The organism is Amycolatopsis sp. NPDC114484, from assembly GCF_055633755.1.
On the sequence record NZ_JBVKDQ010000045.1, the window covers coordinates 1 to 13,600 of the forward strand.

At 69.4% G+C, this 13,600-nt stretch carries 12 protein-coding genes and 1 pseudogene; 9 read left to right on the plus strand and 4 right to left on the minus strand.

Annotated features, from left to right (window positions below; translation table 11 throughout):
* Nucleotides 1–566: 566 nt before the first annotated feature.
* The 4 genes and pseudogenes from ACZ7SW_RS45190 to ACZ7SW_RS45205 all read left to right on the plus strand — a co-directional run bounded on the left by ACZ7SW_RS45190 (nt 567) and on the right by ACZ7SW_RS45205 (nt 4,560).
* Nucleotides 567–713, plus strand: a complete 147-nt coding sequence (locus tag ACZ7SW_RS45190) for a hypothetical protein (RefSeq protein WP_470236544.1) — start codon at nt 567–569, stop codon at nt 711–713.
* Nucleotides 714–715: 2 nt separating this feature from the next.
* On the plus strand, nt 716–2,149 hold the full coding sequence (locus ACZ7SW_RS45195) for a sodium:solute symporter family protein (protein ID WP_470236545.1): 1,434 nt from the start codon (nt 716–718) through the stop codon (nt 2,147–2,149).
* Nucleotides 2,146–3,352, plus strand: a pseudogene (locus tag ACZ7SW_RS45200) (metal-dependent hydrolase family protein). The gene ACZ7SW_RS45195 and the pseudogene ACZ7SW_RS45200 overlap by 4 nt, the downstream one beginning before the upstream one ends.
* A 41-nt stretch (nt 3,353–3,393) precedes the next feature.
* On the plus strand, nt 3,394–4,560 hold the full coding sequence (locus tag ACZ7SW_RS45205; protein WP_470236584.1) for a low temperature requirement protein A: 1,167 nt from the start codon (nt 3,394–3,396) through the stop codon (nt 4,558–4,560).
* Between the two features lie 48 nt (nt 4,561–4,608).
* Here ACZ7SW_RS45205 and ACZ7SW_RS45210 read toward each other — a convergent pair whose 3' ends face one another.
* On the minus strand, nt 4,609–5,424 hold the full coding sequence (locus ACZ7SW_RS45210; protein WP_470236546.1) for an alpha/beta fold hydrolase: 816 nt from the start codon (nt 5,422–5,424) through the stop codon (nt 4,609–4,611).
* Between the two features lie 83 nt (nt 5,425–5,507).
* Between ACZ7SW_RS45210 and ACZ7SW_RS45215 the strand changes: the two genes are divergently transcribed.
* Nucleotides 5,508–5,990 (plus strand): pyridoxamine 5'-phosphate oxidase family protein, encoded by a 483-nt coding sequence (locus tag ACZ7SW_RS45215; RefSeq protein ID WP_470236547.1) that lies wholly within the window; start codon nt 5,508–5,510, stop codon nt 5,988–5,990.
* Nucleotides 5,991–6,426: 436 nt separating this feature from the next.
* Nucleotides 6,427–6,804, plus strand: a complete 378-nt coding sequence (locus tag ACZ7SW_RS45220) for a VOC family protein (RefSeq protein ID WP_470236548.1) — start codon at nt 6,427–6,429, stop codon at nt 6,802–6,804.
* Nucleotides 6,805–6,854: 50 nt separating this feature from the next.
* Here the strand turns inward: ACZ7SW_RS45220 and ACZ7SW_RS45225 are convergent, their stop codons facing one another.
* On the minus strand, nt 6,855–7,985 hold the full coding sequence (locus tag ACZ7SW_RS45225) for a steroid 3-ketoacyl-CoA thiolase (RefSeq protein ID WP_470236549.1): 1,131 nt from the start codon (nt 7,983–7,985) through the stop codon (nt 6,855–6,857).
* Nucleotides 7,986–8,241: 256 nt separating this feature from the next.
* On the opposite strand from ACZ7SW_RS45225, the gene ACZ7SW_RS45230 reads away from it, so the two are divergent.
* The 3 genes from ACZ7SW_RS45230 to ACZ7SW_RS45240 all read left to right on the plus strand — a co-directional run bounded on the left by ACZ7SW_RS45230 (nt 8,242) and on the right by ACZ7SW_RS45240 (nt 11,392).
* On the plus strand, nt 8,242–9,468 hold the full coding sequence (locus ACZ7SW_RS45230) for a cytochrome P450 (protein ID WP_470236550.1): 1,227 nt from the start codon (nt 8,242–8,244) through the stop codon (nt 9,466–9,468).
* 66 nt (nt 9,469–9,534) lie between these two features.
* A complete protein-coding gene (locus ACZ7SW_RS45235; protein WP_470236551.1) occupies nt 9,535–10,320 on the plus strand; it encodes a transglutaminase-like domain-containing protein in 786 nt (261 codons plus the stop codon).
* 43 nt (nt 10,321–10,363) lie between these two features.
* On the plus strand, nt 10,364–11,392 hold the full coding sequence (locus ACZ7SW_RS45240) for a YhjD/YihY/BrkB family envelope integrity protein (protein ID WP_470236552.1): 1,029 nt from the start codon (nt 10,364–10,366) through the stop codon (nt 11,390–11,392).
* On the opposite strand, the gene ACZ7SW_RS45245 is transcribed toward ACZ7SW_RS45240, so the two are convergent.
* Together ACZ7SW_RS45245 and ACZ7SW_RS45250 are read right to left on the minus strand one after the other, a co-directional pair.
* Nucleotides 11,389–12,549, minus strand: coding sequence for a thiolase domain-containing protein (locus ACZ7SW_RS45245; protein ID WP_470236553.1), 1,161 nt, complete (start codon nt 12,547–12,549; stop codon nt 11,389–11,391). The two genes, ACZ7SW_RS45240 and ACZ7SW_RS45245, sit on opposite strands and share 4 nt — an antisense overlap.
* A complete protein-coding gene (locus ACZ7SW_RS45250) occupies nt 12,546–13,598 on the minus strand; it encodes a thiolase domain-containing protein (RefSeq protein WP_470236554.1) in 1,053 nt (350 codons plus the stop codon). Before ACZ7SW_RS45250 ends, ACZ7SW_RS45245 begins: the two co-directional genes overlap by 4 nt.
* Between the last annotated feature and the right edge of the window lie 2 nt (nt 13,599–13,600).

Below are 13,600 nucleotides of genomic sequence, written 5' to 3' on the forward strand. Positions count from 1 at the left end.
GAACGCCGTGTTGGGGTCTCCCTTTTTTCGCCGTGCTGGGGGGCCCTTCTTTGGGTTCGTCTTTTGGGGGGCGAGCACCCCCGGCCCGGGGGGCCGTGCGCACTGCCCCTCCGCACGCCGACGCGATCCCGCGTTGTGGTCGAGTGGGCGGAGAGCGGCAGAGGGCGGAGCGGGCTGGCACGTGCACCCCAGTCCCGCGCCACCCGCCAACCCAGCTCCGTCCGCCACCCTCGCTCCGCCCGACACCGCAGCTCCGCTCGCCAACCAAGCGCCACCCGCCAACCCAGCTCCGCCCGTTACCGCTGCGCCGCCCGCCAACCCTGCGCCGCCCGCCGCCCCAGCTCCGCTCGCCAACCCAGCTCCGCCCGTTACTGCCGCTCCGCCCGCCAACCCTGCGCCGCCCGCCGCCCCAGCTCCGCTCGCCAACCCCGCGCCGCCTCGCTGCTCCCTCTCCGCTTCGCTAGCGCGCGGCGAACTGGGCTGCCGAGGGGGGCTGCTTCTGGCAGCGTGTGCGCATGCGTAGCTACCATCTCCCTCCGGTCGTCCCCGTTGTCGCTCTCGTTCTCATGCCTTTCCTGCCCTTCGTCAACTCCTCCGGGCTTTGGCTCGGGTTGCCGAAGATGATGGTTTGGGGCGCCTTCTGGTGTCTCATGTTCACCCCGGCCTTGCTGCTCTCCGAACGGCTCATGGCGCGCAGCGGCGAGGAGGATTGACGATGATCCTCGCCTTTACTCTCGTCGGCATCGTGCTGATCGGCGTGCTCGGCTTCGTGGGGCGGCGTCGGCCTGCTGCGGATCTTGCGGAATGGACTGTCGGCGGCCGGAAGTTCGGCGCGTTGACCATGTGGTTCCTGCAGGCCGGTGAGGTCTTCACGACCTTCACCTTCCTCGGCATGGCCGGGTTGGCGTTCTCCGGCGGCGTGGCCGCGATGTATGCGCTTCCCTACGTGCCGATCGCTTACGTGGTCCTGTTTTTCCTCGCCAAGCGGATCTGGCGGATGGGCAAGGAGCGCGGCTACCTGACCCAGGGCGACTTCCTCGAGGACCGGTTCTCCAGCCGCGCGCTCGGCACGGTGTCGGCGATCCTCGGCGTCGTGTTCGTGCTGCCGTACCTGCAGTTGCAGATTACCGGGCTCGGGCTGATCGTCCGGCTGGTGACCGGCGATCACGCGTCGGGCACGCTCAGCATGATCGCGGGCAGCGTGCTGGTGGTGGCGTTCGTGCTGTGGGCCGGGTTGCGCGGCGTGGCGGCGACGTCGTATTTCAAGGACGCGATCATGCTCGTCGTCCTCGTGGTGCTCATCATCGCGGTGCCCGCGCATTTCGCCGGCGGCGTGTCGGGAGTGTTCCACAAGATCGACCAGCTGCATCCGGAGAAGCTGTTCGTGCACGCCGGGGCCAACGACCACACGTGGTTCATCACGAGCATGCTGGTCAGCGCGATCGGCGTCGGACTGATGACGCTGCCGCACACCTGGCCCGCGCTGATGTCGGCGCGCGATCCGAAGGTGCTGCGCCGCAACTACACCTGGATGCCGGTCTACGAGCTGTGCCTGCTGCTGCCGATGATCATCGGCTTCGCGGCGATCCTGGTGGTGCCCAAGGGAAGCGACCCGAACGGCGTGCTGCTGACGCTGAGCAAGGACGCGCTGCCGGGCTGGGTCACCGGGCTCGTGGTCGTCGCCGCGACGGCCACCGCGATGGTGCCGGCGGCCGGCATCCTGATCGGCATTTCCTCGTTGGTGGCCCGCAACATCGCCCGGGTGCGCAGCGAACGCAAGCAGTTCTGGATCAACCACGGGACGGTCGTGGTGGCCAGCGCGCTCGCCCTGGTGCTCGGCATCTTCCGGCCGGACCTGCTGGCGAACCTGCTGCTGCTCACCTATTCCGGGTCGGTGCAGCTGGCCCCGGCGAACCTGCTGGGCTTCCTGAAGAAGGTCCCGGTCGGCAAGGCTCCGGTGTTCGCCGGGTTGCTGGCGGGCGAGGTCGTGGTGATCTGGCTGACCTTTGTGGACGCCAAACTCGTCGGAACGGTGAACGTCGGGCTGGTCGGGCTGGCGGTCAACGTGGTCGTGCTCGCGATCGCGGCACTGATCGAACGGGCCGTGACCCGGTCCGGAGACGTTGTGCGGACAGGAGAACCGGTATGACGCGGACCCTTTTCACCGGCGGCACGGTGTTCGACGGGACGGGCAGCGCGCCCGCGCCGGCGGACGTCGCGGTCGAGGACGGCCGGATCGTCGGGGTCGGCACCGGCCTCGACGGCGACCGCGCGGTGGACTGCACCGGTGCGATGCTGCTGCCCGGGATGTTCGACTGCCACGTGCACGTCACGGTGTCCGATCTCGGGTTGCTGCAGCGGGTGCAGAAGCCGTTCTCGTACCAGTTCTACGAGGCGGCCCGGAACCTGTGGACCACGCTGAAACTCGGCATCACCACCGTGCGCGACGCCGCCGGGGCCGACCTCGGCATCAAACAGGCGGTCGCGGACGGCCTGATTCCCGGGCCCCGCCTGGAAATCGCGATCGGCCTGATCAGCCCGACCGGCGGGCACGGCGACGGATGGATGCCGTCCGGGCATTGCGTTCCGCTGTCGCTCCCGCACCCCGGCCGGCCGGCCGAGCGCGCTGGCCGACGGCCCGGACGAGATGCGCCGAGTCGCGCGCACTCTGCTGCGGGCCGGGGCCGACGTGCTGAAGGTCTGCACCACCGGCGGGGTGCTCTCGCCGCGGGACGATCCCCGGCATTCGCAGTTCACGCCTGAGGAACTGGACGTCCTGGTCGCCGAAGCGACCATGCAGGGGCGGGCGGTGATGGCCCACGCGCAGGGCTCGGAGGGGATCAAGAACGCCGTCCGCGCCGGGATCCGGTCGATCGAACACGGCATCTACCTCGACGACGAGGCGATCGAGCTGATGCTCGCGCGCGGCACCTGGCTCGTCCCGACGCTGGTGGCGCCGGTCAACGTCATCCGCGCGGCGGCCGCGGGCGCGGCGTTGCCGGACGCGGTGGTGCAGAAGGCGAAAGAGGTCGCGGAGGTGCACCTGGATTCGGTGCGCCGGGCAGTCGCGGCCGGGGTCCGGATCGCGATGGGCACCGACAGCGGCGTCGGCCCGCACGGGACGAACCTCGAAGAGCTGGAGCTGATGCGCTCCGCCGGGATGAGTCCGGCGGACGTGCTGGTCGCCGCCACGTCGTCGGCCGCCAGGCTGCTGGGCAAGGACGCCGAACTGGGCCGTTTGGCTCCGGGGTACCGAGCGGACCTAGTGGTCGTTTCGGGCGATATATACGATTTCCCGGCCTTGGCGGGGAACGTCCGGGAAGTGTGGCAGGACGGAGCACGCGCGGTTTGAGGTGGCGGTTTCCTGGTCACGGCATACTGTGCGCCGTGATCATGAAAACCGAGGAACGCCACGCGTCCTGGCTCGAGCTCTTCTTCGACCTGGTCGCTGTCGCCGGCGTCGCCCAGCTTTCGCACCTCGTGCGCGGAACGACCTCCTGGAGCGACGCCGGCCTGTACGTCGTGTGCTTCCTCGCGTTCTGGACCGCGTGGATGTGCTTCACCGTCTACGGCAACGTCACCGGTACCGCCGCCCGCACCATGCCGGTGCTGCTCGCGATGGCCGGGCTGGTCTTCATGGCCGGTTCGGTGCATGACCTCGGCGAGCACGCGCAGGGCTTCGCGATCGCTTACGTGGCGGTGCGCGCGCTCGCGAGCCGGGTCTGGGAAGGCCGGGAAAACACGCGGATCATCGTCGAATGGCCGGTCGTGCACGCCGGCCTGGGCGTCGTGCCGTGGGTCGTCTCGTTCTGGGTCGACGCGCCGTGGAAGTACGCGCTGTGGGCGCTCGGGCTGGGGATCGACCTGGTGGCCGGGCTGACCATGTCGGGAGAGCAGGTCGCGGCGAGGGTGGCGGAGCGGGCGGCCCAGTCCAAGAAACCGATGCCGGGACTGGCTTTCGCGCATTTGGACCTCGTGCATTTCGGCGAGCGGCTGGGGCTTTTCACGATCATCGTGCTGGGCGAGGGCGTTCTGACGGTCACCGACGCGATGACGGAGATCCCGGACTGGGACTGGTCGTTGCTCTCGACCGTTCTCGGGGTTTTGGCGCTGCTGGCGGCTTTGTGGGGAGCGGCGCTGTACCAGGGGTTCGGCGGGATTCCCTATTTGTCCCAGCCCGCTTGGGGTCCCCGGCTCTTGCTGCCGATGCATTGTCTGGTGGCGGGATTGCTGGCCGCGTCGGCGGCGGGGTTCGGGGATGTCGTCGAGTCTGTCGCGCACGGGCACGTCGCCGCGGGGACGCGGTGGTTGCTGTGCGGGTGCGTCGTGGCGTTCACCGCGGTGGGGGTGGTCGCGCGGGTGGCTTCCGGGAGGTGGACGCGGTGGGATTTCGTCGCGGTGCTCGCCGGGGCGGGGATTCCGGCTGTCCTCGGCACGGTCGGCGGGGAGCTGACTCCGGCGCGGTTCTTGTGGTTGCTGCTCTTGGCGATTGTCCCGGGCTTGGTGCGGGAGTTTCCGTGGCGGAAGCGGGCCGCCGCTCCGGCCGCGTTACGGCCGTGAGGGGAACCCTGAGGGAATCAGAGTCCCTGAGGGTTCCCCTCACGGCTTTCAGACGCTGGCGAGGAGATCCTTCAGCGCGGCAGCGAATTTGGCCGGATTGCGTTGCGGCGCCAGGTGCGCGCCCGGAGTCTCGGTGAACGGCAGCCCCAGTTCGAGCGCGAGGATTTTGGCGGGCTGGTAGTGGTACCAGCCTCGGCTGCCTTCCCCGGCGACCGGCATGATCTCGGTGTTCGTCCGGCGCAGCGCGCGCAAGTCCGGCAGATAGTCGAAGAACTCGGTCAGCTCGCGGTCGAACAGCCGGAGCCAGTCGCTCTCGTTCGGCAGCCGCAGGTGCGGCAGATCCGGCAGGGCGGCGCCGGCGATGCCGTCCGCGAACCGCGTGACCGCGCCCATGAGATCGCCCGAGCGGGCCAGCCGGACCTGCGCCGCGGCGGCTTCCAGAATCCCGGCGGCGTCCGGCATCAGCTGGATCGCGGGCGGTTCGTGCGCGACGAACGCGGCCACCCGGTCCGGATACCGCGCGACGAGATCGAGCCCGATCAGCGCACCGGCACTGGTGCCGAACACCGAAACCGGCCCGCTCCCGCCGACGTGGTCGAGGACGGCGAGCGCGTCGTCCGCCTGCCGGGACACCGGGACGGGCCCGGTCGTCGTGTCCGTGCTGGCGAAATGCCCGCGACGGTCGTAGGCGACCACGGTGAAATCCGTGCGCAGGAGCTTGACCAGCGCCCGGAACGAGTCCGCCGCCCCGGTCCCGCCGGGGACCAGCAACAGCAGCGGTCCCTCGCCGGTCGTGCGGACGGCCAGTTCGCCGCCCTCGACCGGACAACGATGCTCGGCAGTCTCCGCATCACCCGCGATCATGCCGAGAAGTCAAGCACAACCCGAGTCACCCGACGGCTCCCGGGACGCCGGTTTTTGTCGGTGGTGGGTGCGAGACTCCGGTGATGACGAGTTGGGATGAGTTCAGTGCCGCCGCCCCGTCGCTGGCCTCGCGCGTACGAGCCCGTTTCGCCGCCGCGGACTCGCACGTACTGGCCACCCTCCGGCGCGACGGTTCGCCGCGGGTGAGCGGCTCGGAGATCGACTTCCGCGACGGCGAGGCGTACGTCGGGTCGATGCTCGACGCGCTCAAGGCCCGCGACCTCCAGCGCGACAATCGCTTCGCCCTGCACGCCTTCCCCGGCATCGAGGAAGGCGGCGACGCGAAAATCGCCGGCCGCGCGGTGGAGATCACCGATCCGGCGGAGGTAGCGCGGATTCAGGAGGGACAGGAGAGCCACCTGTTCCGGCTGGACCTGCGGGAGGCGGTGGTGACGTGGGTGGAGGAGAACACGCTGTGGATCGAATCGTGGCACCCGGGAAGCTGGGTGCGCTTCGCGAGGCCGGACAACGGTCCCGCGGTGCGGACGGAGCTGGAGCTGGGGTGAGGGGGGCGATCGGGTGAGGCGGGTCGGCCGGGTCGCGGGGTGAGGCGAGGCGTGGTCGCGGGGTGAGGCGAGGCGTGGTCGCGGGGGAAGGCGAGGCGCGGTCGCGGGGGAAGGGAGCGCTGGGCTGCCGGAATAGCGTTGGGCAGCTGGTGTGGCGTTGGGCTGCCGGAGTGGTGCTGGGCAGCGGAGTGGCGTTGGGTTGCCGGAATAGCACTGGGCAGCGGAGTAGCGCTGGGTTGCCGGAATAGCACTGGGCAGCGGAGTGGCGCTGGGCAGCCGGAATAGCGCGGGGCAGCCGGAGCACGGGCTGGAGGGAGGAGGCAGCGGGAACGGCGATCCGGGAAGCTCGAGAGCGGCCTGGCTGAGATGAGGGGCCGTCGGAGGGTGCACCGGAGAAGCGTGGAGCGACCGGGCGCGAAGCCCCTAGCCTGGGCTGATGAAACTCACGTCCACCGTGCTCGACGCGCCCGGACCCCGGGCGCTGGCCGAGTTCTACCGGGAGCTGCTCGGGTGGCCGATCGGCGCTGACGAACCGGAGCGGGTCACCTTGCGCCCGCCCAGCGGCGGGCCGGGGTTGTCGTTCCAGCTGGAGGCGCAGTACGTGCCGCCGGTGTGGCCAGCCGGTCCCGGGGAACAGCAGATGCAGCTGCACCTGGACTTCGAGGTCGACGGTCGCGCGGCGCTGGAGGCCGCGGTCGCGAAGGCGGTCGCCGCGGGGGCTCGGGTGGCGGAGTTCCAGCCGCAGCGGGACGTGCGGGTGTTGCTGGACCCAGCCGGGCATCCGTTCTGCTTCTGGACTGACGACCGGCCCTGACGAAGCCCGGCAAAAACTGGCCCGGGCCGGAGAAGACCCGGGCCAGCAGTTCAGATCCGTTCGAGAATCGTCGCCGTAGCCATCGCGCCGCCCGCGCACATCGACACCAGCGCTGTGGTCTTGTCCTGGCGCTCCAGCTCATGCAACGCCGTCGTCAACAGCCGAGCCCCGGTGCTTCCCACCGGGTGCCCCAGCGCGATCGCCCCGCCATTGACGTTCACCCGCGACTCGTCCGGATTGTGCGTGCGCTGCCACGAAAGCACGACCGACGCGAACGCCTCGTTCACCTCGAACAGGTCGACGTCGCCGATCTTCATCCCGGCCGCGTCGAGAACCCGCGTCGTGGCCTGGACCGGACCGTCCAAGTGATAGTACGGCTCCGCTCCGACCAGCGCCTGCCGCCGGATTCGCGCACGCGGGCGCAGGCCCAGCGAACGGGCCAAAGAAGCGTCCATAATCAACACGGCCGCGGCGCCGTCGGAGATTTGGGACGACGAACCGGCCGTGTGGATTCCGTCCGGTACCACCGGCTTCAGCCGCGCCAGACCCTCCATTGTGGTCTCTCGCAACCCCTGGTCCCGGTCCACCACACCGGCTTCCGTGGTGACCGGCACGATTTCCCGGGAGAAATGTCCGGCGGCCCAAGCCGCCGCGGCATTGGTCTGCGACCGCACTCCGAAAGCGTCGACGTCTTCGCGCGTGATGCCTCGCCGGGCCGCGATCCGTTCTGCCGCACCGTATTGGTCTGGCATGTCGATCGACCACGCGTCCGGTTTGGGGGAGCCGACGCCCTCGCCGCGGTTCGCGCCGAGCGGCACCCGGCTCATCGCCTCGGCCCCGCACGCCACGCCGACACTGATCGCGTCCGCCGCGATCAATCCGGCGACCAGGTGCGCGGCTTGTTGCGCCGAACCGCATTGCGCGTCGATCGTCGTGGCCCCGGTCGATTCCGGCAGGCCCGCGTGCAGCCACGCGGTGCGGGTCAGGTTGCCGCACTGCTCGCCCGCCTGCGTGACCGCTCCGCCGATCACCTGCTCCACCTGGGCCGGGTCGATGCCGGCCCGGTCGACCACGCCGCGCACGGCCGCGCCCAGCAGTTCGGCCGCGTGCAGGCCGGACAGCCAGCCGCCGCGCTTGCCGATCGGCGTGCGTGCCGCGGCCACGATCACCGGTTCGCCCACGAGTGTCCCCTTCCCGAGCTCCGTACCCTCGCAAAACTAGAACACGTTCCTATTCAGCACAAGCAGGCCCACGAAAAAGCGGAAGTCGATCACACAAGTCTGAGCAAGCGCTCACCTGCGTCAACCGGATCTGGAACGGTAAAGTAAACAGGTTTCACTCAAGTGGGTTCCGCTGGTTAACACCGTATGCTCTACTGGGGTCATAGAACGCGTTGCAGTTGGGTATCACCGCCGATCCCGCGCAGGAGGCCAAGCCGTGGCAGCCCCGCTTTTGCCCGCCGGTTTCGACTTCACCGATCCGGACCTCTACGCCAGCCGGCTGCCCCTGGAGGAGTTCGCCGAACTCCGCCGCACGGCGCCCGTCTGGTGGAACCCGCAGCCGCACAACACCGCCGGATTCGGCGACGACGGCTACTGGGTCGTCACGCGACACGCCGACGTCAAAGCGGTCTCGCGCGACAGCGAGCTCTATTCGTCAGGCGAGAAGACCGCGATCATCCGGTTCGACGACCAGATGACCCAGGAAGGCCTCGACGCCAACCGGCTGGTCCTGCTGAACATGGACGCGCCGCAGCACACCAAGCTCCGCCGCATCGTGTCGAAGGGGTTCACCCCGCGCTCGATCTCGAAGCTCGAGGACACTTTGCGCGACCGCGCCGAGCGGATCGTGTCCGAGGCCAGGAAAAAGGGCTCCGGCGATTTCGTCCTCGACGTCGCGTGCGAGCTGCCGCTGCAGGCGATCGCCGAGCTGATCGGCGTGCCGCAGGAGGACCGGCTCAAGATCTTCGACTGGTCCAACCAGATGATCGCCTACGACGATCCCGAGTACGACGTCGAGCCGCTCGCCGCCTCCGCCGAGATCGTCGGCTACGCCTGGAACATGGCCGAGGACCGCCGCCGCTGCCCGATGGACGACATCGTCACGAAGCTCGTCCAGGCCGACGTCGACGGAGAATCGCTCGGCTCCGACGAGTTCGCCTTCTTCGTGATCCTGCTGGCCGTCGCGGGCAACGAGACCACCCGCAACGCCATCACACACGGCATGAAGGCGTTCCTCGACCACCCGGACCAGTGGGACCTCTTCAAGGAGCAGCGCCCGAAGACCGCGCCGGACGAGATCGTCCGCTGGGCGACGCCGGTCGTCGCGTTCCAGCGCACCGCGACCCGCGACACCGAACTGGGCGGCGCGCGGATCCGCAAGGGCGACCGCGTCGGGATGTTCTACAGCTCGGCCAACTTCGACCCCGAGGTGTTCGACGAGCCCGGCAAGTTCGACATCACGCGCGAGGACAACCAGCACGTCGGCTTCGGCGGCACCGGTTCGCACTACTGCATCGGCGCGAACCTGGCCAGGCTGGAGATCGACCTGATCTTCAACGCGATCGCCGACGTGATGCCGGACATCGCCGAGGCCGCCCCGCCCGAGCGGCTGCGGTCCAGCTGGCTCAACGGGATCAAGCACTACCAGGTCCGCTACGCCTGAGCGGACGAAACGCCCGGGTACCCGACCTGATCGGCAAGGGGCACGGCACACCGGCATGATGGCCCCGTGCGCACAACGGTTGACGTGGAATTCGGCGTCCGGGTGACGAAACCCGGTCTCGCCGCGATCTCGGTCGCCGCCGTGCGCGCGGACGCCGGGGAACTGACGGTGTCCGACGCCGGTTCCGCGCGCACCGCCGAGTTCGAACACGGCACCCGTGCGGAGGTCTACGACCTCGCCGAGGGCGAGCATCGCGTCGCCTATCACGGCGAACGCGTGCTGCACCGCGGCAACGCCGAACCCGTCACGCTCGCCGATGTCGCGCGCTACACGCGGCCCAGCCGGTACTGCCCGTCCGACCGGATGGGCGGGTTGCTGCCGCTGGGCATCGGGGACCTGGCCACTTCGCGGGAGCGAGTGCAGGCGATCGTCGACCACGTACACCGCAGGCTCGCGTACGTCGTCGGCTCCGGCAGTCCGACCCACGACGCCATCGACACGCTTCTCGCCGGCGAAGGCGTGTGCCGCGACTTCGCGCACGTATGCGTCGCGCTGTGCCGACTCGTGGATGTCCCCGCGCGCTACACCTCGGTGTACGCGCCGGGTTTGCAGCCGATGGACTTCCACGCCGTCTTCGAAGCAGGCATCGACGGCCGCTGGTACGTCTTCGACGCCACCCGGTTGGCCCCGCGCCAGAGCATGCTCCGCATCGCGACCGGACGCGACGCCGCCGACACCCCGTTCCTCGCGACGCTGGGGTGCGAGCTCGACTTCCTCGGCGCGACCGTCTTCGCTACGACCGACGAGCCGCTGCCGCGTGACGACGGGCACGCCCCGGTCGTACTGGCCTGAATGCGTGTCTTTTGCGACAAACAGTGCGTCCGCTGGGTAGACAGTGACAGTGAAGCGTTCCCGCAAGACCCCTGGGCCGAGCAGATGGGCCCGCGCGCGTGCCCGGTATCGATGGCTGGACCACATCGCCCGCGCCACCAACCGGTACATCGACTACGGCGGTTACCACTACGTCGCGTCGATCACCTACTTCAGCCTGCTCTCGCTGGTGCCGATCCTGATGCTGTCGTCGTCGGCGGCCGGGTTCGTGCTCGCGACGCAGCCGCATCTGCTCGACGCGCTGGTACGCGGCATTTCCGGTTCCCTGCCCGGCCCGATCGGCACGCAGGTGTCGTCGATCCTGACCGGGTTCGTGGAACAGCGCACCGGGGTCGGGGTCGCCGGTCTGGTCGTGGGCCTGTACTCCGGCTGGAACTGGATGAACGCGCTGCGGGACGCGCTCACCGCGATGTACGGGCAGAACCGGTCCGAGGGGCCGCTGCTGCGCACGATCCTGATGGACGTCCTGGCGTTGCTCGGCCTCGCCGCGGCGCTGCTGGTGTCGTTCGGGATCTCGGTGTCCGGCACGGCGGTCGGCCGCTCGCTGCTGGGGCTGGTCGGCGTCGAGGACACGAGCTGGGGGCACAACCTGCTGTCGTTCGTCTCGGTGCCGCTGGCGCTGCTGGCCGACTGGATGGTGTTCCTGTGGGTGCTCACCCGGCTGCCGCGCGAACGCGTCGGCTGGCGCAGCGCGATGCGCGGAGCGGTCGCGGCGGCGGTGGGGTTCGAACTGCTCAAGCTGGCCGGCGGGTTCTACCTGAACTTGATCAGCAAATCGCCGTCCGGGGTGGCGTTCGGTTCGGTGATCGGTCTGCTGTTCTTCATCTCGCTGATCGCGCGGATGCTCGTGTACATCACCGCCTGGACCGCCACCGCCCGCGACGCCCCGCGCAAACCGGTCCAGCCCCCGGCGGCGACACAGCTGCGCCCGATCATCGCGCCCAAGCAGAACAGCGCGAAGGCTGCGGTGCTGGGCGCGATGGTCGGGGCGCTGGGGACGTTGTTCGCGTTGCGCGGGCGGCGAAGGGGCTAGGGCTTTTCCGACCCGACGACCCACATGCTGAAGTACTGCGAGCCGCCGCCGTAGGCGTGTCCTAACGCGACTCGGGCACCGTCCACTTGGTAGTCGCCCGCGCGGCCCATTACTTGCTTCGCCGCTTCGGAGAACCGCAGCATTCCGGACGCGCCAATGGGATTCGACGACAGCACGCCGCCGGACGGGTTCACCGGCAGCCGTCCGCCGATCGCGGTGTCACCGGCTTCGGTGATCTTCCAGCCCTCGCCTTCGGCGGCGAAACCGAGGTTCTCCAGCCACATCGGCTCGAACCAGGAGAAGGGCACGTAGATCTCCGCGACGTCCACTTCGGACAGTGGATCGGTGATGCCCGCGTCCCGCCACAACGCGGCGGCCGCGTCCCGGCCCGCTTGCGGACTGACCTGGTCGCGTCCGGCGAACGTCGTGGGCTCGGTCCGCATCGCCGTCGAGTGGATCCAGGCCGCACCGCCCGGCACCGCGTCCCCGGCGGCTTCGTCGCCGAGCACCATCGCGCAGGCGCCGTCGGAGGACGGACAGGTTTCGTCGTACCGGATCGGATCCCACAGCATCTGCGAAGCCTGCACCGACTCGACCGTGATGTCGGACTGTTGCAAGTGCGCGAACGGATTCAGCGCGCCATTGCGTCGATCCTTCGCCGCCACGATCGCGCCGATGTGCTCGGGCGCACCGGAACGGCGGATGTAGGACCGCACGTGCGGCGCGAAGTATCCACCGGCTCCCGCGCCGACCGGCATCTGGAACGGCGGCAGGATCGACAGGCCCCACATCGCGTTCGATTCGGACTGCTTCTCGAACGCCACCGTCAGCACGCGCCGGTGCACACCGGACTGGATCAGCGACGTGGCGACCAGCGCGGTCGACCCGCCCACCGAACCCGCGGTGTGCACGCGAATCAACGGTTTCCCGTTCGCGCCCAACGCGTCCGCGAGGAACAGTTCGGGCATCATGACGCCCTCGAACAGGTCCGGCGCCTTGCCGATCACGACGGCCTCGATGTCGTCCCAGCCGACCTGGGCGTCCGTCATCGCGCGGTCGATCGCTTCGCGGAGCAGACCGGCCATCGACACGTCGGTGCGCTTCGCGCGGTGGTGCGTCTGCCCGGTCCCGAGCACCGCGGCGAGCTGTTTCGTCATCGTGCCTCCAGCACGGCGAGGAAGTTCTGCTGCAGGGCGGGTCCGCTGGTCGCGTGGGCGAGTGTCTTGGCCGCCTCGCCGCGATGAATCCGCGCGGCGGCCTCGCCGATTCGCGCGAGACCCGCGGAGAACATCGGATTTCCGGTGAGCGCCCCGCCGGACGGGTTGATCCGGACGTCGCCGGCGAAACCGAGTTCGCGGCGCAGGATGAGTTCCTGGTGCGTGAACGGCGCGTGCAGTTCGGCCAGCTCGACGCCGTCGAGATCCAGCCGTGCAGCGGCTGAAGCGGTGGACGGGGAGCGCGTGAGGTCGCGTGCGCCCAGGACGGGGGAGTCGATGCGGTGCTCCAGTCCGGAGATGATCGCGGGCCGCTCCACGAGGTCGCGGGCTCGTTCTTCCGACGCCAGGATGATCACCGACGCACCGTCCGTCACCGGCGCGATGTCATGTGCGCGAAGGGGATCGGCGACATACGGGGTGTCGAGCAAATCGGCGATGTCCACGGTTCCGGACAGCTGCGCGGCTGGATTGTTCGCGGCGTCCGCGCGCGACCGGGCGGCGACTTCGGCCAAGTCCTTTTCGGACCACAGCCCGCCTTCGAGCCCCAATCGGGCCTGCAGCCCGGCGATCGCCAGCGAGTCCGGCCACAGTGGAGTGACGAGGTACGGGTCCAGTTGCATCGCCATGACGCGACGGAGCTGCCCGGCGCTGGCTTTGCCGAACCCGTACACGAGCGCGGTGTCGACCTCGCCGGTGCGGATCTTCAGCCACGCCTCATAAAGCGCCCAGGCGGCGTCCATTTCCACATGGGACTCGTTGATCGGCGGGAACGCGCCCAGCGCGTCGACCGCGGCGATGAACGAAAACGCGCGCCCGGCGAGGTAATCCGACGATCCGGAGCACCAGAACCCGATGTCTTGTTTGGACAGTCCGGTGGCGGCGAACGCCTCGGCGAGGATCGGCACGAGCATTTCCACGCCGTTGGTGGTGCCCTCGGTCTTGCGGACGTTGGGCGCCTGCGCGAAACCGGCTACGGCTACTTCAGGCATGG